The organism is Actinomyces acetigenes (assembly GCF_031296635.1).
Classification (GTDB): domain Bacteria; phylum Actinomycetota; class Actinomycetes; order Actinomycetales; family Actinomycetaceae; genus Actinomyces; species Actinomyces acetigenes.
This window is the reverse complement of the sequence record NZ_JASPFC010000011.1, coordinates 1-24,885: the sequence shown is the minus strand read 5'-3', so window position 1 is coordinate 24,885 and position 24,885 is coordinate 1. Positions and strand designations below refer to the sequence as shown.

The following is a 24,885-nucleotide window of genomic DNA, read 5'->3' as shown; positions in this document are numbered from 1 at the left end:
GGACCATGCCGCACTCGACAGGTCTTCGCGGTCGTGAGCTCATCAAGGGCCACGCGACCCTCAACGACTTCCTCATGCTGGTCGACCCCGGCTGCGAGGTCGCCATCAGCGGCGCCGACATCGCGGCGGTCTGCGACCGCCACCGCGGTATCGGTGCCGACGGCTTCGTGCGCGTCGTACGGACCACCGCCCTGCCCGGCGGCGGAGCCTTCGCCGCCTCCGTGCCCGAGGCCGAGTGGTTCATGGACTACTACCGCGCCGACGGAACTGTGGCCGAGATGTGCGGCAACGCCGCACGCCTGTTCGCCCACGTCCTGGACCGTGAGGGGCTGTGCCCCATCGCCGACGGCGAGTCGGTCACCATCGGCACACGCGGCGGGGCCCGCACCATCACCCGCCTGGGCGAGCTGTGGACCGTGGACATGGGGCCGGCCCGCCTGGCCAGCCCCGAGGAGGCCGAGGACGAGGGCTGGGACACGGCCGTCGTCGTCCCCGGCCTGGACGGGCCGCGGGCCGCCCTGAGCGTGGAGATCGCCGGCCCCCACACCGTCGTCGCCCTGGGGAAGGAGAACGAGCTCGAGGCGGCCGCCTTCGCCGGGCTCACTGACTCCGCGGACCCGGTCGCCTACGACCCCGCCCCCGAGGTCGGCACCAATCTTGAGCTCGTCGTGCCGCTGGGGGAGGAGACCGATCCCGACACCCAGTCATCGGTGGGTATCGCCCGCGTGCGTGTCCTGGAGCGCGGCGTGGGGGAGTCCCTCTCCTACGGAGCGGGGTGCTGCGCCGTCGCCGTCGCCCTGCACGCCTGGAGTGGTCCGGGCGCTCCCGAGGACTACCGAGTGCTCGTTCCCGGCGGAGAGATCGGGGTCCACATGGGCGCCGACCCCCTGGGCGAGGACGGCAGCGTGCTGCTGACCGGACCGGCCACGATCACCGCGCGGATCACCGTCGCCTGAGGCGCCTCAGACCCGCCGCCATCCGCACTGCTCCCGGACGTCGCACCGACGCCACATCCGAGAAGAGAAACCGACCACCACTATGAGCCAGCCATCCACACGCTCCGCCGTCGGCGCCGTCCTGCCGACCGGCCTGATGCTCTTCGCCCTGTTCTTCGGGGCGGGCAACCTCATCTTCCCGCCTCTGCTGGGCGCCGCCTCGGGCAAGTCCTTCATTCCGGCCATGGGGGGCTTCCTCGCCACCGGGGTGCTCATGCCGCTCATCACCGTGGTCGCCGTCTCCGCATCCGGTGAGGGGATCCTGGGACTGGCTCGCAGAGTGGGACCACGATTCGGCACCGTCATGCCGCTGGCGGTCTATCTGGTGATCGGTCCTCTGACCGGTATCGCTCGTGCCGCCACGGTCGCCTACAAGCTGGCGACCCTTCCGGTGCTCGAGCTGCTGGGGATTCACCACTCCCGCCTGGCCCTGCTGGCGCATGTGACGGTGTTCATGGGGGTGTCCTTCAGCATCGCCCTCAGCCCGAGCCGCCTGGCCGACCGCGTCGGGCGCTGGCTCACTCCCGCCCTGCTGGCCCTGCTGGCCCTGCTGTGCGGGGCCGCCATCCTGATGTTCCCCAGCGTGGAGCGCGAGGCCGTCGGGGACTATGTGAGTCACCCCCTGACCACCGGGTTAACTCGGGGCTACCTCACCATGGACGTCCTGGCGGCCACCGTCTTCGGTGTCGTGGTCATCTCCTCCCTGCGTGAACGAGGCCTGTCCTCTTCCCGCGCCTTAGTGCGCAGCACGATCCTGTCCGGGGGTATCGCTGCCGCGCTCCTGGGGCTGGTGTACATCGGCCTGGCCGTCCTGGGAACCCACACCCGCGGGCGGATCACCGCCGATGCCGAGGAGGGCACCGAGTTGCTGAGCAACGCGGCCTCCTCGACGCTGGGGGCCTCGGGCGTCGTCATCTTCGCAGCTATCGTCATCCTGGCCTGCCTGACCACTGCCGTGGGGCTGCTGGCCTCCTGGGCCGGATACGCCTACACCGCCTGGCCGGCCGTCTCCTTCAACCGGCAGCTCGCCGCCTGCACGATCGTCGCCTTCGCGCTGGCCAACCTCGGACTGGATGCCATCCTCAAGATCGCGGGGCCGGTGACGTTCCTGCTCTACCCCCTCGTCATCGCCCTGGTGATCGTGACACTGATCGATGCCCTGGCGCCGGGACGGCTCAAGGCCGCCTACCGGTGGTGCGTGAGTACAGCCGGGATTCTCGGATCCGTCTCCGCCATCATGGCCACCGGCTGGAAGGGCCCCAGCAGGCTGCTGGAGCGCACCGGCCTGTGGAGCGACTCCACCGGCTGGATCCTGCTGGTGCTCATCGCCCTGGTGATTGGGATCGCCCTGCTGATCGGCATCCTCCTGGACATCCGCTCCGGAGCCTGGTCCACGCCCGCCCCCGGGGAACCTCCCAGCCGGGCCCAGCAGGACGTCGAGCACGCCGCGGCCTCACAGCTGTGAGCGGTCCGGCACGCGGTAGCCTCACGACGTGCCCACGCCTCACCCCCGAGACCCAGCCCAGACGCCGCGTCCGAACCATGAGCGGCTTCTGCCGACACTGCTCATCCCCGCCTTCGTCTCGCTGCTGGCCGTCTCCTCGGTCAATGTCATCCTGCCGGCCCTCTCCCACAGCCTGAGCGCAGGCACCGCCGGGCTCCAGCTCGTCGTGTCCGGCTACGCCCTCGTCTTCGGGGTCGCCCTCGTCCCGGCCGGCCGCGCCGGCGATGTCATGGGGCGGGGGCGGCTCTTCGTCATCGGCATGCTCCTGTTCGGTGCCGGATCCCTCGTCTCGGGCCTGGCTCCCGACGTCGTCACCCTCAACCTGGCCCGGGTCGTCATGGGAGTGGGTTCAGGGCTGCTCAACCCGCAGGTGACCGGCATGATCCAGCAGTACTACACCGGTGAGGCCCGAGGGCGCGCCTTCGGTCTCTTCGGCGCCGTCATCGGGGTCTCGGTGGCGCTGGGGCCGGTGCTCAGTGGCGGGTTCATCGGCTGGCTCGGGGACGACTGGGGCTGGCGCGCCTCCTTCCTCATCAACGTTCCCCTCACCCTGGCCGGCGTCTGGGCCGCGCGCCGCTACCTGCCGGCCTCCGCCTGGCACCGGGGAAGCGACACGGAGCAGACGGACCGCGCCGCCGCCGGCGACGCCACCGGGACCACCCGCCGCGGCGGGGTCGATCTCGACCCGGTGGGGATGGGGCTGCTCGCCGTCGGCACGCTGCTCATCATGATCCCCTTCATGGAGGCCTCGGCCGGCACCTGGATCTGGGGCCTGGAAGCCGCCGGCATCGGCGTCATCGGCGCCTGGGTGGCCTGGGAGAAGCGCTACCGGACCAGGGGCGGCGCCCCCATGGTGGACCTCAGCCTGCTGGCCATCCCCTCCTTCGCCTACGGCAGCCTGGCCATCGCCGTGTACTTCCTGGGCTACACCAGCGTGTGGATCATCGTGGCCCAGTATGTCCAGGCCGGTCTGGGCTCCAGTGCCTTGGCCAGCGGACTCATCGGAGTCCCGGCCGCCCTGGCGGGATCGATCGCCGCCGCCGTCGCCGGCCGCCGGGTCATCCGGGTGGGACGGGTCATGGTGCTCGGCGGCATGGTGCTGGGCATGGCCGGGCTGCTGGCGAGCATCGGCATCATGCACATGCACGCGCGCGCGGGGTGGAGCCCCTGGTGGCTGACCCTCACGCTGCTGGTGCTCGGAGTGGGGCAGGGCCTCGTGGTCTCCCCGAACCAGACCCTCTCCCTGGCCGACGTCCCCCTGGAGTACGCCGGGGCCGCGGGCGGCATCCTCCAGACCGGTGAGCGCATCGGCACCTCCATCGGCATCGCCGTCATCACGGGCCTGACCTTCCGAGTCTCGCACTCCTCGGGCTGGGAGGCCGCCGCCCAAGCCGGTCTGCTGGCCGTCGTGGCCGCCATCGCCGTCGCCGCCGGGGTCGCCGTCATCGATCTGCGTCTGGCGAGGCGACGACGCCGGTAGCAGGCCAAGACCATGGTCAGGGCCGCCGCCACGACCGTGGGCGGGTCCCGTCCGGGCATGGCCCGGCGTCGTGTCAGCCGTGTCAGCGGCGTACTCGCAGGACCCTGAAGCCCTTCGAGGAGGCCATCCGGCTCACGTCCCAGCCCTGGTCCCTCAACCAGGTGGCCAGGGAGTCGGCTCCCAGGTTCTTGAGCACCACCAGCCAGGCCTCGCCGTCGTCGGACAGCAGCGCCAGCCAGTCCTGCAGCAGGGTGTGCAGGGCCTTCTTGCCGATGCGCACCGGAGGGTTGGACCAGATGAGATCCACCGGCGTCGAGCCCTGGCGCAGCTCGGCCAGCAGCGCGTCGGCCGGGGCGACACGTACGTTGTCCAGGCCTGCGGCAGCGGCGTTGCGAGCGGTCAGCGCCAGCGAGCGCTCGTTGACATCGGTGGCCAGGACCTGTGCCTGTGGAGCGGCCCCGGCCAGGGCCAGCGTGATCGGCCCCCAGCCGCAGCCCAGGTCGAGGAACGTGCCGGTCTGGGCCGGATCGGGGACGTGATCGAGGAGGACCTGGGTGCCCTTGTCGAGGCGGTCGGCGCTGAAGACGCCCGAGGCCGTGACCACCGTGCGCTCGACGCCGCGGATCGAGAAGCGGTGGGTGCGCTCCTCCGCCTCGACGGCGGGGGAGGCGGTGAAGTAGTGCTCGCTCACGTGGTCCAGGTTACCCGGGCACCCCGACGCGCCGCCCGAGTCGGCGGGTGGCCCCACGCGCCCGCGGGCAGTACCATCGCCCCCATGTGGATCCTTCGTATGCGCTGAAACGGCGGCCGGCGCCGCTCCCCGCCAGAACCATCGCGCCCCATCGGAGGGGCGCAGGCATACGACGAAGGACTTTTTGTGACCCATCACCACTCCACTACCCCCAGCACCCCTTCCACCCCTGAGGACGCAACAGACACCCGTGACGCCCATGAGGGCCGTGACGTCCACGACGTCCATGACGTCGTCGCCCGGGTCCTGTCCCGGACCGGAACCGCCCTGGCCTCCACCGCCGCCCAGCACGAGCACGCCGATGGCTACGGGGACGGCCTCGACGACGGCGCCCTGGAGCGGGAGGCCCGGGCCGCCCGCCGCCGTGTGGCCGGACTGTCCACCGAGCTGGAGGACGTCAGCGAGGTCGAGTACCGCCAGGTCCGCCTGGAGAAGGTCGTCCTGGTCGGTCTGGAGCTGCCCCGGCCCCACGGCCCGGCCACCGGCGCAGCGGGCGGCAGCGGCCAGGTGTGCGACACCCAGGACGCCGACACCTCCCTGCGCGAGCTGGCCGCCCTGGCCCAGACCGCCGGCAGCGAGGTCCTCGACGCCCTCATCCAGAAGCGCGACCACCCCGACCCCGCCACCTACCTGGGCAGCGGCAAGGCACGCGAGCTGGCCGACGTGGTGGCCGCGGCCGGCGCCGACACGGTGATCGTCGACGGCGAGCTCGCCCCCTCCCAGCGCCGCGCCCTGGAGGACGTCGTCGGCGTCAAGGTCGTCGACCGCACCGCCCTCATCCTGGATATCTTCGCCCAGCACGCCAAGTCCCGCGAGGGCAAGGCCCAGGTCGAGCTCGCCCAGCTCGAGTACCTCCTGCCGCGCCTGCGCGGATGGGGTGAGTCCATGTCCAGGCAGGCCGGAGGCCGCGTGGCCGCCGGTCAGGGCATCGGCTCGCGCGGCCCCGGAGAGACCAAGATCGAGCTCGACCGGCGCCGCATCCGTCAGCGCATGGCCCGCCTGCGCCGCGAGATCCAGGCCATGGCGCCCTCGCGGGAGACCAAGCGTGGCTCGCGCCGACGCGGGGCCATCCCCTCGGTGGCGATCGCCGGCTACACCAACGCCGGCAAGTCCTCCCTCATGAACCGCCTCACCGAGGCCGGCATCATGGTTGAGGACGCCCTGTTCGCCACCCTCGACCCCACCGTCCGGCGGGCCGAGACCTCCGAAGGACGCACCTACACTCTCACCGACACCGTCGGTTTCGTGCGCAACCTGCCCCACGAGCTCATCGAGGCCTTCCGCTCCACCCTGGAGGAGGTCGCCGGGGCCGACCTCGTGCTGCACGTCGTCGACGCCGCCCACCCCGACCCCCTCAGCCAGGTGGCCGCCGTGCGCACCGTCCTGTCCGAGATCCCCGGCGCCCTGGACGTGCCCGAGCTCATCGTCCTGAACAAGACCGATCTCGCCGACGCCGTCACCCTGGCCGCGCTGCGCACCGGCCTGCCCGGGGCGGTCGCGGTCTCGGCCCGCACCGGGGAGGGGATCGAGGAGCTGCGCGCCCGCATCGAGCAGATGCTGCCCCACCCGCAGGTGAGCATCGACGTCGTGGTGCCCTACTGCCGTGGGGACCTCGTCTCCCGGGTCCACGCCGAGGGGGAGATCGACACGATCGACTACGTCGAGGCGGGCACTCACGTCGTCGCGCGCGTCGGCGCCGCCCTGGCGGCGGAGATCGAGGGCGCCGCCGCGGGTGCCACCGTCGGCTGAGAGGCGCCGTGACCCCGAGCGAGCCGAGCCGGACGCAGCGGCCTGACACTAACGGCGCCGGTGATCGCAAGGTCCTGGACGCCTTGGACGCCGCGGTGCGCTCCATGGGCGGCAGCCCCCGCCAGGGGCAGACCACCATGGCCCGGGAGGTCGCCCAGACCCTGGCCGACGGCACCCACCTCCTGGTGCAGGCCGGCACCGGGACGGGAAAGTCGCTGGGCTACCTGGTGCCCGCCATGGTCCACGCCGTGCAGGCCGGTGCCCGGGTCGTGGTCTCCACTGCCACCCTGGCCCTGCAACGGCAGATCCTCACCAAGGACGCGCCCCTGGCCGCCGACGCCGTCGAGCAGGTCACCGGCATCCGCCCCGAGGTGGCCCTGCTCAAGGGCTGGCAGAACTACCTGTGCCGACACCGCCTGGACGGAGGCTACCCGCAGGACGAGGATGAGGCCGCGCTCTTCGGCGTCGGGGAGGCCATCGCCCAGCCGTCCGCCGGGCACGGGAGTGACGCGAGCCTGGGCGAGCAGGTGGTCCGCCTGCGCGAGTGGGCGGCCAGGACCGACACCGGTGACCGCGACGACCTCGTTCCCGGCGTCTCCCAGCGCGCCTGGGCCCAGGTCTCCGTCTCCCGGGCCGAGTGCCTGGGGCAGTCCTGCCCCCTGAAGTCCGAGTGCTTTCCCGAGCTGGCGCGCGCCGCCGCCTCCCGGGCCGATCTCGTCGTGACCAACCACGCCATGCTCGGCGTGGTCGTGGCTGGCAACCCCGGCGTCCTGCCCGACCACCAGGTCCTCATCGTCGACGAGGCCCACGAGCTGGCCGACCGCATCCGCTCCCAGGGCACCATCGCCCTGTCGGCGGCCGCTGTGGCGCGCACCGCCGCCACCGCCCGCAAGCATGCCTCCGTGCTGGTCAGCGAGCTGGAGTCCGCGGGCCAGACCCTCCAGCTCGCGCTGGCCGAGCTGCCCGACGGCCGCCTGGAGGCGCCCCTGCCCACCGCCCTGCATGACGCGCTCGTGCTCCTGGCCGGCGCCGCCCGCCAGGTCGCCTCCGACGTGCGCGACCAGGCCCGCACCCTGGGGCGCGACCGCTCCAGCGAGGCCGCCGGGGGTCTGGCGGTCGCTCGCACCGCCGTCGCCGACCTGGTCGACGCCCTGGACCGCATGACCTCCGACTCGGTGGCCCAGGGCCGCGACGTCGCCTGGATCGAGCGCCCTCGCATGGGCGCCGAGCCCCCGCGCCTCCTCCTGGCCCCCATCGAGGTCGCCGGGTCGGTGGCCGGCCACCTGCTGGGCGGCCGCGTCGGCGTCATGACGTCGGCGACCCTCGCCCTGGGGGACAGCTTCGATCCCATGGCCCGCTCCCTGGGACTGACCCTGGCGGAGCAGCCCTGGAGAGGTCTCGACGTCGGCTCCCCCTTCGATTACCCCCGCCAGGGCATCCTCTACGTGGCCGCCCACCTGCCCCGCCCCGGCGCAGGCATCTCCGAGGCCGCCCTGGATGAGATGCTCGCCCTGGTTGAGGCCTCCGAAGGCGGCATGCTGGGCCTGTTCTCCTCCAGGCGCGCCGCCCAAGAGGCCGCCGAGGTACTGCGCGGAGCCACCGACCTGCCCGTCTACGCCCAGGGCGACGACCAACTGCCCACCCTGGTGCAGGCCTTCGCCGAGGACGACGCCGCCTGCCTGGTGGGCACCCTCTCACTGTGGCAGGGCGTGGACGTGCCCGGACGCACCTGCCGCCTCGTCGTCATCGACCGCATCCCCTTCCCCCGCCCCGACGACCCGGTCGCCCAGGCCCGCACCGACGCCGTCGTGGCCGCAGGCGGCAACGGCTTCATGAGCGTGTCGGCCACCCACGCGGCCCTGCTCCTGGCCCAGGGGGCCGGGCGCCTCATCCGCCGCAGCCAGGACCGCGGCGTCGTCGCTGTCCTGGACTCGCGCCTGCGCACGGCGCGCTACGGGGGCTTCCTCGCCCGCTCCATGCCCGCCCTGTGGCCGACGACGAAGCCCGACGTGGTGCGCGGCGCTCTGAGGCGTCTGGCCGTGCGGCCCGATGCCCCGGAGGAGGAGTGAACCTGTCGGCTGGGCCTTTCGGTAGGTGCCCCTCGGGAGGATCTGCACGTAGGCTTGGCGTGAGCGGGTGCTCGCGCCCCTGCGGTCCTGCCCAGCAGATCCCACCGAGGAGAAGAACGTGTCAGACCACATCACCACTACCGCTGAAGGCTCCTACCCCACCAACCGTTCCGGCCGCCCCTCCAAAGTCGCTGTCATCGGTGCCGGGGCAGTCGGCTCCACCCTCGCCTACGCCTGTGTAACCAAGGGCGTTGCCCGCGAGGTCGTGCTGCAGGACATCGTCAAGGAGAAGGTCGAGGCCGAGGCCCTCGACATCGCCCAGGGAATCCAGTTCACCTCCGCCGGCTCCGTCTCGGGATCCGACGACCCCGAGATCTGCCGCGACGCGGACGTCATCGCCATCACCGCCGGTGCCAAGCAGAAGCCCGGCCAGTCCCGCCTCGAGCTGGCCGGCGCCACCGTCGGCATCATGGAGAAGATCCTCCCCAAGCTGGTCGAGGTCGCTCCCAACGCCATCTTCGTCCTCGTGGCCAACCCGGTGGACGTGGTGACCTACTGCGCCAAGAAGATCACCGGCCTGCCCGAGAACCAGGTCTTCGGCTCCGGCACGGTGCTGGACACTGCCCGGATGCGGTACCTCATCTCCCTGGAGACCGGTACGGCCGTCCAGAACATCCACGGCTACATCGCCGGTGAGCACGGCGACTCCGAGGTGCCCCTGTGGTCCTCCACCGAGATCGGCGGCGTGCCGATCACCCAGTGGGGCACCACCCTTGACGGCGGCGTGTTCGACGAGTCCAAGCGTAAGCGCATCGCCCACGACGTGGTCCGCTCCGCCTACCGCATCATCGAGGGCAAGGGCGCCACCAACTACGCCGTCGGCCTGGCCGTGCAGCGCATCATCGGTGCCGTCCTCAACGACGAGCAGCGGGTTCTCACCATCTCCCCGCTGCTGGACAACTGGCACGGCATCTCCGACGTGTGCATGGCCGTCCCCACGATCGTGGGACGTGAGGGCGCCGGGCGTCGCCTCGAGCTCCCTCTAACCGCTGAGGAGGAGGAGCGTCTGATCGCCTCCGCCGACCACCTGCGTGAGGTCGCACGCGGCCTGGGTTACTGAGTCACTGGCCTGAAGCGATGAAGGACCGCCCCGCTGAACCGGGGCGGTCCTTCTGTCATGAAGACCGGGAGTGACTACAGGGCGCGCAGCACCGTGACCACCTTGCCCATGATCGTGGCATGGTCTCCGTCGATCGGGGCGTAGCTGGAGTTGCGGGGGAGCAGCCACTGGTGGCCGTCGCGACGCGAGAGCACCTTGACCGTCGCCGAGGCGCCGTCGACATCCTCGATCATGGCCGCCACGATCTCTCCGTTGGCCGCGTCGGGCTGAGAGCGCACCACCACCCAGTCGCCGTCGCAGATGGCGGCCTCGATCATCGAGTCCCCGTGCACCTCCAGCATGAAGAGCTCGCCCTCGCCGGTCAGGCGGCGGGGCAGGGCCATGACATCGGTGATCTCCTGCTCCGCCAGGATCGGGGTGCCGGCGGCGATCCGCCCCACCAGCGGAACGGCGACCGCGTCCCCGTCCTCGACGCCGGGGAGGTTGGGGGAGTCAAGAGAGGAGACGTGAGCGCCACCGGGGGCGGCTGCACGGTCGCCAGGGCCGTTGTCGGCGGAGACGACCTCCATCGCCCGAGGACGATGGGGGTCTCGGCGCACCAGGCCCAGGCGCTCGAGCTTGTCCAGCTGATGCTTGACGGACGAGGGACTGGTCAGCCCCACCTGCTCACCGATCTCACGCAGTGAGGGCGGATACCCGTGGGTGGCGATGGCCTCGCGGACGGCCTCATAGACCGCGCGGGCGCGCTTGTCGAGGTCGCTGACGGCCTCCGCGACCGCTGCTGCGTTGGTCGCCTTCGAACCGCCGGTTCCGGCGGGCAGCATCGGGTTCGGTAAGTCGCCCTGGTGTGCTGTGGTGCTCATGGTCCTGGCCCTCCCTGCCGGACGGCCCTCAGGCCCGGGGGCGTCAAGGGCACGGAATAGATGTCGGTGGTCCGTGATCGTCTTGGACATGACCAGCCTACTGGCGAGACGAGCACGATTCAAACACATGTTCGAAGAAGTGCTGGACGTGTCGCCTCTCAGGCGCTAATGTATCGAACAAGCGTTCGTCGAACATGTGTTCAGGAGGTTGCTGTGAGCGCCATTGCCATCCCGCTCCCGTCCCGCCAGGCTTCTCGGGCTCGGACTGATGAGCCCGTTGCCGGGCCGGCTAGCGGCCGGGGCGGTGGGCAGTCCTCCCGTCGGCCCAGGCTGAGGCTGGTCACCGAAGACTTCGTCCCCGAGGCTCCCGTGCGGAGCGGCCTCGAGGGCGCTCCGCGCCCCGTGTCCGCATCCGTAGGCGTCGCGGCGCTGCCGGCAGCGCCGGCAATGCCGGCAATGCGTCGTCCCGCGGCGCCCGTGGCCCTACGGGGCCGTCGCACGGAGCTGGAGAGACTGGCCCCGCAGCACCCGGCGGTGCGGGCCGCCGGGCTGCGACGGAGCGCCCAGCAGGAGGAGGATCGGCGAGGCGGCGCTCAGAGTGTGGGCAAGAGTGAGTCTGTCCCGTCCCGCCCGCGGAAGACGGTGAAGGCGGCGGTACGCTCTCGGGCGGGGCTGCGGCTTCTTCGTGGCGGGCTCGCGGTCATCGTCGCGGCCTTCGTGCTCACCTGCAGCGGACTGGCCATCGGGGCCCTGGTGAGCTTAGTCTCTGCGGCCCCCGCCACGGCGGTTGCACAGGTGTCGGCGGATACCACCACCACGGTTGTTCGCCCTGGTCAGTCCCTGTGGGACATCGCCGAGGCGAGCGGGACCTCGGACGTCCCCGGGATGGTGGCTCGGATCGCCGAGCTCAACGACCTGAAGGGAACCACCATCCGTGCCGGACAGACGCTTGCGATTCCTGCGGTGTGAGAACCGGTGCGCGGGTCGTACCTCGAGGAGGGCTTGCGGGGCGGCCCACCGGGCGTTTACCCTCCGATGGACTGACCGTAGTCCAGTGAGTTCGGAGGTTGTAGGCGTGCACTGCCCCTTCTGCCGTCATGACGGCTCGCGCGTTGTCGACTCCCGGACCGCTGAGGACGGCACCTCGATCCGTCGTCGTCGTGAGTGTCAGCAGTGCGGGCGCCGCTTCACCACTCTGGAGACCGCCAGCCTTTCGGTCCGCAAGCGCTCCGGCGTCGTCGAGCCCTTCAGCCGTGACAAGGTCGTGGTCGGGGTCAGACGCGCCTGTCAGGGACGCCCCGTCTCCGACGATCAGCTCGCGCTGCTGGCGCACCAGGTTGAGGAGGCCATTCGCGCGGGAGGTCAGGCGCTCGTCGACTCCCACGACGTCGGGTTGGCGATCCTGGGGCCCTTACGCGAGCTGGATCAGATCGCTTACCTGCGCTTCGCCTCGGTCTACTCCTCCTTCGACTCCCTGGAGGACTTCGAGAAGGCCATTGCCGAGCTGCGCAGCACCGAGGCTGCCTGCTGACCTGGCCGCACGACGAGGGCCTGCGCGGCGTGAGGAGCCCGTCAGGGGCTTGTGACAAAGGAGGACGTGGCAGACTTAACGTCATGCGCGTCCTCATCGTCTCCGACTGCTACGCGCCCAGGCTGGGCGGCATCGAAACTCAGGTGCGGGATCTCGCCCACAACCTGAAGCTGGCCGGTCATGAGCCCGCCGTCGTCACCGCCACACCGGTCGGTGACGGTCGTGGCCGCAGTGTTGAGAGGGTCGATGGCTTCCCCGTCTTCCGCACCACTGCGCACCTGCCCAAGGAGCTGCCCGTTCATCCCCGAGCCGGGCGCGAGCTCGATGACCTCCTGTCGCGCCTGCACCCCGACGTCGTGCACGCCCACGTCGGCGTCGTCTCGCCCTTCGCCTGGTCCGGCATCGCCGCGGCCCGGCGAGCGGGACTCCCGCTGGCCGTCACCTTCCACTGCGTCCTGGGGTCCTGGGCGCACGTGGCCGGAGCGCTGGGTCCCGTCAGCCCCGTGCGGCTGTGGCAGCGCGGCGGCGCCGACCTGACGGCCGTGTCCTCCATGCTTGCCGCCGAGGTCCGTCGCGCCGGCGCTCACGAGCCCGTCACCGTTCTGCCCAACGGCATCACCGTCGAGGACTGGCGCCTGGAGCGCCCCGGCCCCCAGGAGCGACGGCCTCACCGGCCAGTCACGGTCGTGGCCTCTCTGCGATGGGTCGAGCGCAAGCGCCCCCTGCAGGTCGTGCGCGCCTTCACCCAGGCGGTCAGAAGTACCCCCGGCACCGATGCGCTCCTCAAGATCTATGGGGACGGTCCACTGCGCGAGCAGCTCGCCCGCGAGGTCGCCGAATCCGGCCTGGCCGACCGCATCGAGCTCGTGGGGCGCGTCGAGCGCACTGAGCTCGCCCAGGCCTTCACGCGCGCAGACATCTACCTGCAGACCTCGCCCGCCGACTCCTTCGGTATCTCCACCCTGGAGGCCCGCAGTGCGGGGCTGGCCGTTGTCGCTCTGCGCTCCAGCGGAGTGCGCGACTTCATCACCGACGGCGTCGATGGTCTCCTCGCCGCCGACGACGCGGGCCTGGCCCGCGAGCTCGCCACTCTCCTGGAGGACGACGAGCTGCTCGAGCGCGTCAAGACCCACAACTACGACAACGCCCCCTTGCCCGAGTGGGGCGCTGTGGCGCAGATGAACGTCGAGGCCTACCGGCGCGCCATCGCCCTGGCAGCTGCGTGAGCCTAACTGGCTGCGTGAGCCGGCGTTGGAGGTGAGGACGTTATCGACCCCCTCGTCAGGCGGTACTGGCGTCGTTGAGCACCTCGGAGAGTCGACGTGCCGCGGCCATGACCACGTGCCCGTGAACCCGGCCGGGTTGACGGCCCATGCGTTCAATAGGGCCGGAGATCGAGATCGCGGCCACCACCTTGCCTCCGGGCCCGCGTACTGGCGCCGAGACGGAGGCGACTCCGGGCTCACGCTCCCCAACCGACTGAGCCCATCCCCGACGTCGGACCGCCGAGAGCATGGTGGCGGTGAAGCGGGCCCCCACCAGACCGCGGTGCAGGCGGTCGGGCTCCTCCCAGGCGAGGAGCACCTGGGCAGCCGAGCCGCCCTGCATGGACATGGTGGCGCCCACGGGAATGGAGTCGCGCAGCCCGATCGGGCGCTCGGCATTGGCCACACAGATACGCACATCCCCCTGGCGGCGGTAGAGTTGCGCCGACTCGTGGGTCTTGTCGCGCAGGGCCGCCAGCACCGGTCCGGCGGCGGACAGGAGATGGTCCTCTCCCGCGGCGCTGGCCAGCTCGGTGAGCCTGGGGCCCAGGATGAAGCGTCCCTGGGAGTCGCGGGCGACCAGGCGGTGGAACTCCAGGGCGACCGCGATGCGGTGAGCTGTGGGCCGGGCCAGGTGCGTGGTGGACACGAGCTGGGCCAGGGTCGCCGGCCCCGATTCCAGCGCACTCATCACCAGGGCCGCCTTGTCGATGACGCCGACGCCGCTGCTGTCGTTCTCCGGGGAGTTCTCTGAGGGGCTGTCCATAATCTGATACTGGCATTTCAAGGTATGAGATTTCAAGTTAGGGTCCACCTCGGAAGCGGCGCAGTGTCAGCATCCTGTAGGCCAAGGCTCAATGGCCTCGGATGTGGAGCGGCCGCTTCGCGCGGTCTGCGCGGGCCAGCAGCGTCTTCGGGTGCTCCTGAGCGCGGAGCGGATCGGGAACACCTGTTGCTGAGAGGATGAAGTCGATGGGAATGACTCTCGCCGAGAAGGTATGGCGCGATCATGTGGTGTCCAAGGGGAGCGACGGCGCTCCCGACCTGCTGTACATCGACCTCCACCTGGTCCACGAGGTCACCAGCCCCCAGGCCTTCGAGGGGCTGCGCCTGGCCGGACGCACGGTCCGTCGCCCCGACCTGACGATCGCCACGGAGGACCACAACACCCCCACCGTGGACATCGACCTGCCGATCGCCGACGTCACCAGCCGTGCTCAGATCGAGACCCTGCGCGCCAACTGCGCTGAGTTCGGGGTGCGGTTGCACTCCCTGGGTGACGCCGACCAGGGGATCGTCCACGCCGTCGGCCCGCAGCTGGGGCTGACTCAGCCTGGCATGACCGTGGTCTGCGGCGACTCCCACACCTCCACCCACGGCGCCTTTGGGGCGCTCGCCTTCGGTATCGGCACTTCCCAGGTCGAGCACGTCCTGGCCACCCAGACCCTGCCCATCGCCCCCTTCAAGACGATGAGCGTCACCATCGACGGGGACCTGCCCTCGGGCAGCGGGGCCAAGGACATCATCCTGGCCATTATCGCCAAGATCGGTACTAACGGGGCCCAGGGGCACGTCATCGAGTACCGCGGCCGGGCCATCGAGCAGCTCTCGATGGAGGCCCGGATGACGATCTGCAACATGAGCATCGAGGGCGGGGCCCGGGCCGGCATGATCGCCCCGGACCAGACCACCTTCGACTACCTCAAGGGCCGTCCTCACGCGCCCGTCGGCGAGGACTGGGACGCCGCCGTGGAGTACTGGTCCAGCCTGCGCACCGACCCCGACGCCGTCTTCGACACCGAGGTGGTCCTTCAGGCCGAGGACATCGAGCCCTTCGTCACCTGGGGCACCAATCCCGGGCAGGGCCTGCCGCTGTCCGCGCGGGTCCCCGACCCCGAGGATATCGCCGACGCCACCGAGCGGCTGGCCGCCGAACGAGCCCTGGAGTACATGGACCTCGTTCCGGGAACGCCCCTGCGCGACATCAAGGTCGACACCGTCTTCATCGGCTCGTGCACCAACGGCCGTATCGAGGACCTGCGGGCCGCCGCCGAGGTGGTGCGCGGACGCAAGAAGGCTGAAGGACTGCGCATGCTCGTGGTACCGGCCTCAGCCCGAGTGCGTCTGCAGGCCGAGGCCGAGGGTCTGGACCGGGTCTTCACGAGCTTCGGCGCTGAGTGGCGCAACGCCGGCTGCTCCATGTGCCTGGCCATGAACCCCGACAAGCTCTCCTCCGGGGAGCGCGCGGCCTCCACCTCCAACCGCAACTTCGAGGGGCGTCAAGGAAAAGGCGGACGGACCCACCTCGTCTCCCCCGTCGTTGCCGCGGCCACCGCCGTGCGCGGGGCGCTGTCGGCCCCGGGGGACCTGCCGCCGCGGCCCAAGACCTCGCAGGACTCGGGCGATATCCCGACGGTCCCGGCGGTTGCGCCGGTCGCTGGCGCGCCTGCGGCGAGCGTCCAGTAGGGGCTGGCGCGCAGGAGATGAAGGCATACAGGTGAGGGCAGGCCCGCTAGGGGCCGAGTAGAGGCAAGGAGCTCACAGACCGTGGACAAGTTCATCCGACACACCGGCATCGGCGCCCCGTTGCGGCGCAGCGCCGTCGACACCGACCAGATCATCCCGGCGGTGTATCTCAAACGCATCACCCGCACGGGTTTCGACGACGCCCTGTTCGCCTCCTGGCGGGCCGGTGAGCCCGACTTCATCCTCAACCAGGAGGCATACAAGCGGGCCTCGGTGCTCGTCGCCGGTCCCGACTTCGGCACGGGCTCCTCACGGGAGCACGCCGTGTGGGCGCTCAAGGACTACGGCTTCAAGGTCGTACTGGCACCCCGCTTCGCCGACATCTTCCGTGGCAACGCTGGCAAGCAGGGACTGGTGGCCGGCGTGGTCTCCCAGGAGGACTGCGAGCAGCTGTGGAAGATCCTCGAGACCGAGCCGGGCACCGAGGTGACGGTGGACCTGGAGAACCGCACGGTCGAGGCCGGGTCCTTCCGCTGCGCCTTCTCCATCGACGACTACGTGCGCTGGATTCTCATGGAGGGACTCGACGACATCTCCCTGACCCTCACCCAGGAGGACGCCATCCGCGCCTACGAGGAGGCCCGTCCAAGCTTCAAGCCACGCACCCTGCCGGCCAAGCACCTGCCTGCCCAGGAGGTTGTCTCTGCCCGGGCCGCGGATATGCCCCGGCCCTGAGCGGGACCGGGAGGCTCGCAGCCGGCGCGCGAAAGAATTCCTCCTCCGAATTTCATCAGTATTGGCACGGCCTGCCCTATTATTAATTGGGGCTTTCTGTGAGTCGAAGGCCACCTGATACAGCCCTGAAAAAGACCCTGGGAGTCCCTCCAGTGCGCTTATGCTGGGACGGCCTCGCGCGCCTGCGCGGGGATGGGTGAGCGGCTCGTGCGCGGCACACCCAGATGACGTCATGGAGGTGTGCATGGTCGACGGTCTGCTCCAGGTCGAGGGCGGTCGCCCGCTGACTGGTGAGATCACCGTCCGCGGAGCCAAGAACCTGGTTCCCAAGGCGATGGTGGCGGCGCTGCTGGGCTCGTCTCCCTCGGTGCTGCGCAATGTCCCGCTCATTCGTGACGTCGACGTGGTCTCGGGGCTGCTGAGCCTGCACGGCGTGAGCATCGACTACGACCAGCGCGAGGGCGTCCTCCAGCTGGACCCATCCAAGGTCGAGTCGGCGCACATGGCCGACATCGACGCGCACGCCGGCTCCTCGCGCATTCCGATCCTCTTCTGCGGTCCGCTCCTGCACCGCCTGGGAGAGGCCTTCATCCCCGACTTGGGCGGGTGCCGTATCGGTGATCGCCCCATTGACTTCCACCTGGAGATCCTGCGTCAGTTCGGCGCCGTGGTGGACAAACAGGCCCAGGGTATCCGACTGACCGCGCCTCACGGTCTCAGCGGCACCGTCATCGAGCTTCCCTACCCCTCAGTCGGAGCCACCGAGCAGACCCTGCTCACTGCTGTGCGCGCTCAAGGGCTGACCGAGCTGCGCAATGCCGCCGTCGAGCCCGAGATCATGGACCTGGTCGATGTCCTGCAGAAGATGGGCGCCATCATCTCGGTGGACACCGATCGCACCATCCACGTCGAGGGCGTTGACGAGCTGTGCGGCTACACCCACTCGGCCCTACCGGACCGCATTGAGGCGGCCTCCTGGGCCTCGGCCGCCCTGGCCACTCGCGGGGACGTGTTCGTGCGCGGAGCCCACCAGAGCCACATGACCACCTTCCTCAACACCTTCCGCAAGGTGGGGGGCGCCTTCGACGTCACCGATGCGGGCATCCGCTTCTACCACCCCGGTGGGGACCTGAAGTCGATTGTGGTGGAGACCAACGTCCACCCTGGCTTCATGACCGACTGGCAACAGCCTCTCGTCGTGGCGCTCACCCAGGCCCAGGGCCTGTCCATCGTCCACGAGACCGTCTACGAGAACCGCTTCGGATTCACCGGTGCCCTTCGCAAGATGGGGGCTACCATCCAGGTCTACCGCGAGTGCCTGGGCGGCACTGAGTGCCGCTTCGGCCAGCGCAACTTCTACCACTCCGCAGTCATCTCCGGGCCCACGCCCCTGACCGGTGCCGACATCGTCGTGCCCGACCTGCGCGGCGGCTTCTCCCATCTCATCGCGGCCCTGGCCGCCGAGGGCACCAGCCAGGTCGAGGGCGTCAACCTCATCGACCGCGGCTATGAGCACTTCATGTCCAAGCTGGAGTCCCTCAACGCTGCCGTCACCCGTCTGGCCTGAGGCAGACCGACGCCGGCCCTTGCCCGTGGGCCCCGTGGACCCGCAAGGCCGGGGCGCACGGGCAGGGGCCGGGCCCGGCTCGGACAGCCTCGTTCAGAGCGCCTCAGCGGATAGAGTTCACCCGTGCCTGCAACACGCCCCATGACCCCGTTCTACCGCTTCGCCGCGCGCGGAGCGATCATCCCGTTCCTCAAGATGGTCTCCCGGCAGAAGGTGACCGGCCTGGAGAACATCCCTCGCGAGGGTGGCTTCATCACCGTGGCCAACCACCTGACCGACCTCGACTCGCTCACGGCCATGCGAGCCCTGGTCGATGCCGATGTCCCCGTCTACTCGCTGGCCAAGTCCACCCTGTTCAAGGTGCCGGTGCTCGGCTCCATCCTGCGGGCTGGCGGCCAGATCCCGGTCCAGCGGGGCACACAGAACGCGGCCACGGCCCTCAAGGCCGCCAGTGAGGTCCTGGCCGACGGCGGCGCCATCATGATCTTCCCCGAGGGCACGCTCTCCCGCGACCCCCTCAAGTGGCCGATGGTGGCCAAGACCGGGGCGGCCCGACTCGCCATGACCAGCGGCGCCCCCGTCCTGCCCATGGGGCAGTGGGGTGCTCACGAGATCCTGGACACCTACGGGCGTTCCTTCCACCCCTTCCCCCGCAAGGACGTGCGCGTCACCATCGGTGAGCTCATGGACCTGTCCCGATTCGGCTCGGACACCCAGGACCGCGAGGCCGTGCGCGCCTGCACCGCCGAGATCATGCGGGCCATCACCTCCCTGGTGGAGGAGCTCCGCGGGGAGAAGGCCCCCCGCCCCTTCGACATGCACTACGACGGCGACCCCGGCAAGGGAAGGATCGGCGTGCGCCGCCCCGACCCGCTGCCCGAGGCGGACACTCAGGAGGACGGTCAGTGAACGGCGTCGAACCCGCAATGAGCGCATCGGTGCGCCCGGCCGCGGCCGTCATCGGCTCAGGAGCCTGGGGCACCACCTTCGCCAGTCTCTTGGCCCAGGCCGGCACCCCCACGACGATCTGGGCCCGGCGCCAGGAGGTGGCCGAGGAGATCAATGCCGGCACCAACGAGCGCTACGTCTCCGGTCACCGCTTGCCGCAGGGCCTGAAGGCGACCACCGACCTGGCCGAAGCTGTCACGGGGGCGGGCATCGTCGTCGTCGCCGTGCCCTCCCAGGAGGCCCGGGGGGTCCTGGAGCCCCTCCGGGGCGCCCTGGCCGACGACGCTGTGGCCGTCTCCCTCATGAAGGGCATCGAGCTGGGTACCGGGCTGCGGATGAGCGAGGTCCTGGCCGAGGCGCTGGGCATCGACGCCTCCCGCGTCGTGGTCGTCTCCGGCCCCAACCTCGCCGACGAGATCGCTGCGGGCCAGCCCACCGCCACCGTCGTGGCCGCCGCCGACGAGCAGATCGCCGCCCGGATCGCCTCCCTGTGCGCCACCGGCACCTTCCGCCCCTACACCAACACCGACGTCCTGGGCGTCGAGCTGTGCGGGGCGGTCAAGAACGTCATCGCCCTAGCCGTCGGTGCGGCCGCGGGCCGGGGTTTGGGGGACAACTCCAAGGCCACGATCATCACCCGGGGCCTGGTGGAGATCACCCGCCTGGGCCTCAAGCTCGGGGCTTGCCCGGAGACCTTCTCCGGGCTGGCAGGCATGGGGGACCTGGTGGCCACCTGCTCCTCGCCCCTGAGCCGCAACCAGACCTTCGGCCGCCACCTCGGCGAGGGGATGAGCGTTGCCGAGGCCGCTGCGGCCTCCCGGGGCGTGGCCGAGGGCGCCAAGTCGGCCCGCGCCGTCCTGGACCTGGCCCGGGCTCACGGCGTGGACATGCCGATCACCGCCGGAGTCGTCACCGTCGTCGAGGGAGCCGCCAGCGTCGCTCAGGTCACTGACGCGCTGCTGGCACGTCCCCGCAAGGCCGAGGGCGTTCACGCTGCACCATCTCAGGCCTAGCCGCTGTGACTCCTGAGAGCCGCCTTAATTCCGGGTTCGCCATGCGTTATCAGCATGTGGGGCGCCGCGCGGTAGCGTGGGGCCTATGACAGCCCTCCAGGAAACCGGCCCCTCCGTGCCCAGCTCTGACAAGTCCACAGTGCGTGTTGCCGTCGTCTTCGGCGGACGCAGCGGCGAGCACACGATCTCCTGCGCCACCGCCGCCGGTGTCCTGTCAGCCATCGACCGCGACCGCTACGAGGTTCTTCCAGTGGGTATCACGCCCGAGGGCCAGTGGCTGCTCGTCGAGGACGATCCGGCCGCCCTCGAGCTCAGCGACAACCGCCCCCCGGTGACCATCACCGCCGAGGGCCTGGGGCGGGGAAGGCTCAGCGCCCCCCTGGGAGGAGGCGAGCTCACGGTACTCGGCCCCACGGGGCCTGAGGTCCTGGGCCAGGTCGACGTCGTCCTGCCGCTGCTGCACGGGCCCTACGGCGAGGACGGAACCATCCAGGGCATGCTGGAGATGATGGGTCTTCCCTACGTCGGCTGCGGGGTGCTGGCCAGCGCCGCGGGTATGGACAAGCAGGTCACCAAGGTGCTCCTGGGGGCCGCGGGCATCGCCACGGCGCCGCACGTCGTCGTCGGCCCTCACGTCTGGAAGCGCGACCCCGAGGCGATCCTGGAGGCCTGCCGGTCCCTGACCTACCCCCTGTTCGTCAAGCCCGCTCGCGCCGGCTCCTCCCTGGGTATCAGCAAGGTCGACCGCCCTGAGGACCTCCCCGAGGCCATTGAGACGGCCCGCGCGGTCGACCCTAAGGTCCTCGTGGAGAGCGGCATCGTCGGACGCGAGGTCGAGGTCGCCGTCCTTCAGGGCCGCGGCGATGACGCCCCCCGGGTGGCCGAGCCCGGCGAGATTGCCATGGACGCCTCCCAGGGCGCCGGCGAGTTCTACGACTACCAGACCAAGTACCTGGCCCACGACGCCGTCGCCATGGTCTGCCCGGCGCGCATCGACCCTGAGGCACGCGCACTCCTCATAGATACCGCCGCCCGGGCCTTCGAGGCACTCGGCTGCGAGGGACTGGCCCGCGTCGACTTCTTCCTCACCGATACCGGTGAGGCGGTCGTCAACGAGATCAACACGATGCCCGGCTTCACCCCCTTCTCCATGTACCCCTACATGTGGCAGGTCTCCGGGCTGGGCTACACCGAGCTGGTCTCCGAGCTCATCGAGCTGGCCGTGGCCCGCTCCACCGATGTCAACCGCTGAGCAGGCCCCAGCCGGCGCAGAGGCAGCGGGGGAGGACGTGCGGGTCGGTGACCTCAGCGAGGAGGAGCTTCTCGCCGTCATCACCCCCCTCCTGCCCCGCGGCCCGCAGGCCCCCGTCGGCACGGGGGACGACTGCGCGGTCCTGTCCTTTCCCGACTCGCGCACGGCGGTGAGCACCGACGTCCTGGTCGAGGGGCGCCACTTCCGCACCCAGTGGTCCACGGGTCGCGACGTCGGGGCGAGGGCCGCTGCCCAGAACCTCGCCGATGCCGCCGCCATGGGCGCCAGGCCCGTCGCGCTCGTCGTCGGCCTGGTCATGCCTGCGGCCACCCCGGTCAGCTGGGTGCGGGACTTCGCCCGAGGACTGGCCCAGGGCTGCGAGCCCTGCGGGGCAGGCGTCGTGGGTGGCGATCTCAGCTCCGGTGACTCACTGATCGTGTCCGTCACGGTCCTGGGCGACCTTGAGGGCAGGGCCCCGGTTCTGCGAAGCGGAGCGAGGCCCGGTGACGCCGTCGTGCACGTTGGAACCCTGGGACGCAGCGCGGCGGGACTCGCCCTGCTCAGCGCGGGCACCGACTGCGCATCAGGCGCGAGCGGCGCTCTCCCCTCAGGTCAGGAGCATCCCCGGGCCCAAGCCTGTATCGAGGCCTTCCGCGCCCCCGCCCCGCCCCTGGCCGCGGGCCGAGAACTGGCACTGGCCGGCGCCACCTCCATGCTGGACGTCTCCGACGGGCTGCTGCGCGACGCCAGTCGGATCGCCCGCGCCAGCGGCGTCGTCATCGAGCTCGATGATCCCGGCGACCTGCCGGACGCGTCCTTCCTCGAGCCGGTGGCCGCGCTCGTGAGCGGCCACGACGGATCAGCCGCTCGCGACCTGGCCCGCAGCTGGTTGCTCACCGGGGGAGAGGACCACGGACTGCTCGCCACCGTCCCAGCAGACGCCTTCGATCGGCTGCCCGCCGGAGCCCGGGTGATCGGCCGGGTCCTGAGCCCGCAGTCCTCACCGGCCCAGGTGCCGGGGCGCCGACCGGGCGTCCTCCTGGCAGGAGAACCCGCGCAGGAGCACACCGGGTGGGACCACTTCTCCCACACCTGACGGGCCGTACCCGTGAGGAATACGGGGCACGACAAAGGCCGCCGACTGCTTGCGCAGCGGCGGCCCCGTGCTCGAAGGACTCGAGGTGATGCGCTCAGATGTTGCGCGTCACCTTCCCGGCCTTGAGGCAGGACGTGCACACGTTGAGGCGCTTGGGGGCGCCATTGACGAGTGCACGCACACGCTGGATGTTGGGGTTCCACCGGCGGTTGGTCCGCACGTGGGAGTGCGAGACGCTCTTGCCGAAGATGGGGCCCTTGCCGCAAACGTCGCACACAGCAGCCACGGTCTCACTCCTGATCTTCAATGCTTCAACGCTCAGGCCGATACCTGGCGCCAGGTCTTACCGCCCAAGCGCGAGGCGCCGGGCAACCCGAACACAATAGCGGACCTGCATGTGGCGCCCCAAGCCGCCTTGGCGTGCGTTCGAGCACATGCCATCGCGCTTGAGGCCCGAGGAGCAAGTGTTGACTCAGCGTAAAATGTGATGAATATCATTAAGTGATGAACGTGTGCCCTAGCCGGATGTGGTGGTAGGGGCCTGACCAGCGCGCCGAAGTCCCGAATGCCCCTTCGGCTCCCCACCGCCCCGGGCGTGGTCCTGGTGCGGGCGTCTCGCTCCGGTGGGAGGAATGTGTTCGGACAGGTACTCTGAAACCACATATCAAACCAAAGGCTCGGCCCAGCCATGAACCAGGCTCGCTGAACGCCTGCACATATGCAGATCATGCAATGGAACAGAAGGTGTTCGCAGCGTGAGACACATGGTGTGCTGGTCGTAGCCGGGATGCAGGGGAGGCGAAGATGGCGCAGTCTCAAGGACGCCGCCCCGTTACCCCTGTCTCAGGGGCCCAGGTGCTGCAGGGGGCCGCAGTGCGGCGCTGGATCGCGCTGGCGGAGATCGTTGCCGATCAGACTCGGGACCTGGTGGACGTCCTCAATGTCTTCCCCGTGCCGGATGCGGATACCGGAACCAACGTCCTACTCACCCTGCGCTCGGCCTCCGACGCCCTCCACTGCCTGGGGCGGGCCGCTGATGCCGCCCAGGTGGCCCGCGCCGCAGCCGACGGCGCGGTCCGGGGAGCCCGCGGGAACTCGGGTCTTCTGGTCTCCCAGGCCCTGGCCGCCTTCGCCGACGTCTGCGCCGAGGCCCCGGATCCCACTGGCCTGCGCCCCGTCGAGCTCGTGCACGTCTACGAGGCCATGGCGGACACCACCTGGGCGGCGGTCTCCCGCCCGGTCTCGGGGACCCTGCTGTCAGTCGCTCGAGACGCGGCCACGGCCGCCCGCTCCGCCCTGGAGGAGGCGACCGCGAGCTCGCCCGCGACCCTGAGCCTCATCGCCGCTGCCGCCGCCTTCGGTGCCCAGGAGTCCGTTGTGGAGACCTCCGGCCTCGGGCACGGCCCGGTGGATGCCGGGGGAGCAGCCTTCATGCTGCTGCTGACCTGCCTGTCGGACACCATCGACGCGATGCAGGATGCGGACCCCAGGACGACTGACGCCCCGGAGCTGCGTCAGGGCCAGCAGGACGCTGACGAGCACGCCCCCTACACCGCCGTCGCCCGCCAGATGCTCACCGACCTGGCCGCAGGCGGGGTGCCGCACAGTATCGGTCCTGAGCCCCTGGGCATGTCCACCGGCGAGTTCGAGGTAATGTACCTGCTGGAGGCGACCGCGGTCCAGGCCGGTCAGCTGCGCCGGGACCTGGAGCGCATTGGTGACTCCGTGGGCGTCGTCGGCACTCCGGACGCCCTGGGGGTGGGCCTCTACCAGGTCCACGTCCACACCGACACTCCGCGTGCCGCCTTGCCGCACGCGGGCCGCGCCCGCCAGATCTGCATCCACCACCTCCACCCCACCGCCCTGGTGAGCTCCACGGACGAGCCCCCGTCTCCGTGGGGGGCGCTCGACTCCGACCCCACGGGTCACGTGGTCTCCTTCGAGCGCCTGGCCGCGCGCCGGGCCGAGCGCAAGGCGAAGTCGGTGCGCATGCACCCCTCCCAAGCGGCCGCCCCCCGCCCCGCGCCGGCGCAGGCCCCGCATCTGGCCGTGCGCTCGCGGCAGTCCGGCGTCGGTGTCATCGCCTGCACCCGGGCTCCCGGGCTCATTGAGCAGCTGGCCCGCTCCGACGCCGCCGTCGTCCTCAACCCGGATCGGGAGGGGATCGCCCGAGCCGCCGCGGACCTGGGGGCCTCCCAGGTCATCGTGCTGCCCTGCGACGCCGCCTGCACCGAGGCGGCCCACGACGCCGCCCGCTTCCTCGCGGCCCGCTCCGCGGTCTCCACCGTCCGCCCACCGGCGGGGACCCGTCAGGCGGGCGCCGCTCGCGAGACCGCCCGTGTCGGGGGACAGCCGGAGCGCTATGCGGCCGAGGGCATTCAGCTCCTCGTGTGCGACACCGACGACGAGGCCCGGGTCCTGGCCGCGGCGGTGGCCCTGGCCGGCAGGGGCGAGGAGGCCGAGCTGACCGACCTGGCGCGC

At 70.7% G+C, this 24,885-nt stretch carries 21 protein-coding genes; 17 read left to right on the top strand and 4 right to left on the bottom strand.

What is annotated here, in order from left to right; translation table 11 throughout:
- Window positions 1-5 precede the first annotated feature (5 nt).
- The 3 genes from RIV14_RS06020 to RIV14_RS06010 all read left to right on the top strand — a co-directional run bounded on the left by RIV14_RS06020 (window position 6) and on the right by RIV14_RS06010 (window position 3,979).
- Window positions 6-956: a diaminopimelate epimerase gene (locus tag RIV14_RS06020; RefSeq protein ID WP_075371759.1), complete on the top strand. Its 951-nt coding sequence runs from the start codon at window positions 6-8 to the stop codon at window positions 954-956.
- Window positions 957-1,038: 82 nt separating this feature from the next.
- Complete coding sequence (gene brnQ / locus RIV14_RS06015) at window positions 1,039-2,460, top strand: branched-chain amino acid transport system II carrier protein (protein WP_075371760.1); 1,422 nt, start codon at window positions 1,039-1,041, stop codon at window positions 2,458-2,460.
- A gap of 28 nt (window positions 2,461-2,488) precedes the next feature.
- Complete coding sequence (locus RIV14_RS06010) at window positions 2,489-3,979, top strand: MFS transporter (RefSeq protein WP_075371761.1); 1,491 nt, start codon at window positions 2,489-2,491, stop codon at window positions 3,977-3,979.
- Window positions 3,980-4,061: 82 nt separating this feature from the next.
- On the opposite strand, the gene RIV14_RS06005 is transcribed toward RIV14_RS06010, so the two are convergent.
- Window positions 4,062-4,670, bottom strand: a complete 609-nt coding sequence (locus RIV14_RS06005; protein WP_075371762.1) for a class I SAM-dependent methyltransferase — start codon at window positions 4,668-4,670, stop codon at window positions 4,062-4,064.
- Window positions 4,671-4,856: 186 nt separating this feature from the next.
- Here RIV14_RS06005 and hflX point away from each other — a divergent pair, with 186 nt between their 5' ends.
- The 3 genes from hflX to RIV14_RS05990 all read left to right on the top strand — a co-directional run bounded on the left by hflX (window position 4,857) and on the right by RIV14_RS05990 (window position 9,668).
- Entirely contained in the window at window positions 4,857-6,479 is a 1,623-nt protein-coding gene (gene hflX, locus RIV14_RS06000; RefSeq protein WP_075371763.1) for a GTPase HflX, read from the top strand.
- Window positions 6,480-6,487: 8 nt separating this feature from the next.
- Window positions 6,488-8,548, top strand: coding sequence for an ATP-dependent DNA helicase (locus tag RIV14_RS05995; protein WP_075371764.1), 2,061 nt, complete (start codon window positions 6,488-6,490; stop codon window positions 8,546-8,548).
- Window positions 8,549-8,666: 118 nt separating this feature from the next.
- Window positions 8,667-9,668, top strand: coding sequence for an L-lactate dehydrogenase (locus tag RIV14_RS05990; RefSeq protein WP_070662872.1), 1,002 nt, complete (start codon window positions 8,667-8,669; stop codon window positions 9,666-9,668).
- A gap of 74 nt (window positions 9,669-9,742) precedes the next feature.
- On the opposite strand, the gene lexA is transcribed toward RIV14_RS05990, so the two are convergent.
- Entirely contained in the window at window positions 9,743-10,531 is a 789-nt protein-coding gene (lexA, locus tag RIV14_RS05985) for a transcriptional repressor LexA (RefSeq protein ID WP_075371765.1), read from the bottom strand.
- A 213-nt stretch (window positions 10,532-10,744) separates the two neighbouring features.
- Here lexA and RIV14_RS05980 point away from each other — a divergent pair, with 213 nt between their 5' ends.
- From RIV14_RS05980 to RIV14_RS05970, 3 genes are all read left to right on the top strand, one after another.
- A complete protein-coding gene (locus RIV14_RS05980) occupies window positions 10,745-11,500 on the top strand; it encodes a LysM peptidoglycan-binding domain-containing protein (protein ID WP_075371766.1) in 756 nt (251 codons plus the stop codon).
- A gap of 106 nt (window positions 11,501-11,606) precedes the next feature.
- A complete protein-coding gene (gene nrdR, locus RIV14_RS05975) occupies window positions 11,607-12,062 on the top strand; it encodes a transcriptional regulator NrdR (RefSeq protein ID WP_070662870.1) in 456 nt (151 codons plus the stop codon).
- An 83-nt stretch (window positions 12,063-12,145) separates the two neighbouring features.
- Window positions 12,146-13,288 (top strand): glycosyltransferase family 4 protein, encoded by a 1,143-nt coding sequence (locus RIV14_RS05970; RefSeq protein WP_075371767.1) that lies wholly within the window; start codon window positions 12,146-12,148, stop codon window positions 13,286-13,288.
- A 55-nt stretch (window positions 13,289-13,343) separates the two neighbouring features.
- On the opposite strand, the gene RIV14_RS05965 is transcribed toward RIV14_RS05970, so the two are convergent.
- Complete coding sequence (locus tag RIV14_RS05965; protein WP_070662866.1) at window positions 13,344-14,093, bottom strand: IclR family transcriptional regulator; 750 nt, start codon at window positions 14,091-14,093, stop codon at window positions 13,344-13,346.
- Between the two features lie 206 nt (window positions 14,094-14,299).
- Between RIV14_RS05965 and leuC the strand changes: the two genes are divergently transcribed.
- The 7 genes from leuC (at window position 14,300) to RIV14_RS05930 (ending at window position 22,404) form a co-directional block, all read left to right on the top strand.
- Window positions 14,300-15,793, top strand: a complete 1,494-nt coding sequence (gene leuC / locus RIV14_RS05960; protein WP_075371768.1) for a 3-isopropylmalate dehydratase large subunit — start codon at window positions 14,300-14,302, stop codon at window positions 15,791-15,793.
- A gap of 81 nt (window positions 15,794-15,874) precedes the next feature.
- Window positions 15,875-16,528, top strand: a complete 654-nt coding sequence (gene leuD / locus RIV14_RS05955; protein WP_070662862.1) for a 3-isopropylmalate dehydratase small subunit — start codon at window positions 15,875-15,877, stop codon at window positions 16,526-16,528.
- Window positions 16,529-16,772: 244 nt separating this feature from the next.
- Window positions 16,773-18,095, top strand: coding sequence for a UDP-N-acetylglucosamine 1-carboxyvinyltransferase (gene murA, locus RIV14_RS05950; RefSeq protein ID WP_070662904.1), 1,323 nt, complete (start codon window positions 16,773-16,775; stop codon window positions 18,093-18,095).
- 141 nt (window positions 18,096-18,236) lie between these two features.
- On the top strand, window positions 18,237-19,004 hold the full coding sequence (locus RIV14_RS05945; protein WP_075371769.1) for a lysophospholipid acyltransferase family protein: 768 nt from the start codon (window positions 18,237-18,239) through the stop codon (window positions 19,002-19,004).
- Window positions 19,001-20,056, top strand: a complete 1,056-nt coding sequence (locus RIV14_RS05940) for an NAD(P)H-dependent glycerol-3-phosphate dehydrogenase (RefSeq protein ID WP_428978865.1) — start codon at window positions 19,001-19,003, stop codon at window positions 20,054-20,056. The genes RIV14_RS05945 and RIV14_RS05940 overlap by 4 nt, the downstream gene beginning before the upstream one ends.
- Before the next feature lie 85 nt (window positions 20,057-20,141).
- Window positions 20,142-21,308 carry a D-alanine--D-alanine ligase family protein gene (locus RIV14_RS05935; protein ID WP_075371770.1) on the top strand — a complete coding sequence of 389 codons (1,167 nt, stop codon included), beginning with the start codon at window positions 20,142-20,144 and terminating at the stop codon, window positions 21,306-21,308.
- Window positions 21,295-22,404, top strand: a complete 1,110-nt coding sequence (locus RIV14_RS05930; protein ID WP_075371771.1) for a thiamine-phosphate kinase — start codon at window positions 21,295-21,297, stop codon at window positions 22,402-22,404. The genes RIV14_RS05935 and RIV14_RS05930 overlap by 14 nt, the downstream gene beginning before the upstream one ends.
- Before the next feature lie 94 nt (window positions 22,405-22,498).
- Here RIV14_RS05930 and rpmB read toward each other — a convergent pair whose 3' ends face one another.
- Window positions 22,499-22,690, bottom strand: a complete 192-nt coding sequence (gene rpmB, locus RIV14_RS05925; protein WP_003785965.1) for a 50S ribosomal protein L28 — start codon at window positions 22,688-22,690, stop codon at window positions 22,499-22,501.
- A 518-nt stretch (window positions 22,691-23,208) separates the two neighbouring features.
- Between rpmB and RIV14_RS05920 the strand changes: the two genes are divergently transcribed.
- Window positions 23,209-24,885: DAK2 domain-containing protein (locus tag RIV14_RS05920; RefSeq protein WP_309325016.1), on the top strand; the 1,677-nt coding region annotated here is incomplete at its 3' end.

What these genes read in the sequence shown, in the direction of transcription:
- RIV14_RS06020 (WP_075371759.1), top strand. Translation starts at nt 6, where the DNA reads ATGCCGCACTCGACAGGTCTTCGCGGTCGTGAGCTCATCAAGGGCCAC.
- brnQ (WP_075371760.1), top strand. Translation starts at nt 1,039, where the DNA reads ATGAGCCAGCCATCCACACGCTCCGCCGTCGGCGCCGTCCTGCCGACC.
- lexA (WP_075371765.1), bottom strand. Translation starts at nt 10,531, where the DNA reads ATGAGCACCACAGCACACCAGGGCGACTTACCGAACCCGATGCTGCCC.
- RIV14_RS05970 (WP_075371767.1), top strand. Translation starts at nt 12,146, where the DNA reads ATGCGCGTCCTCATCGTCTCCGACTGCTACGCGCCCAGGCTGGGCGGC.
- RIV14_RS05965 (WP_070662866.1), bottom strand. Translation starts at nt 14,093, where the DNA reads ATGGACAGCCCCTCAGAGAACTCCCCGGAGAACGACAGCAGCGGCGTC.
- leuC (WP_075371768.1), top strand. Translation starts at nt 14,300, where the DNA reads ATGGGAATGACTCTCGCCGAGAAGGTATGGCGCGATCATGTGGTGTCC.
- murA (WP_070662904.1), top strand. Translation starts at nt 16,773, where the DNA reads ATGGTCGACGGTCTGCTCCAGGTCGAGGGCGGTCGCCCGCTGACTGGT.
- RIV14_RS05945 (WP_075371769.1), top strand. Translation starts at nt 18,237, where the DNA reads ATGACCCCGTTCTACCGCTTCGCCGCGCGCGGAGCGATCATCCCGTTC.
- RIV14_RS05935 (WP_075371770.1), top strand. Translation starts at nt 20,142, where the DNA reads ATGACAGCCCTCCAGGAAACCGGCCCCTCCGTGCCCAGCTCTGACAAG.
- RIV14_RS05930 (WP_075371771.1), top strand. Translation starts at nt 21,295, where the DNA reads ATGTCAACCGCTGAGCAGGCCCCAGCCGGCGCAGAGGCAGCGGGGGAG.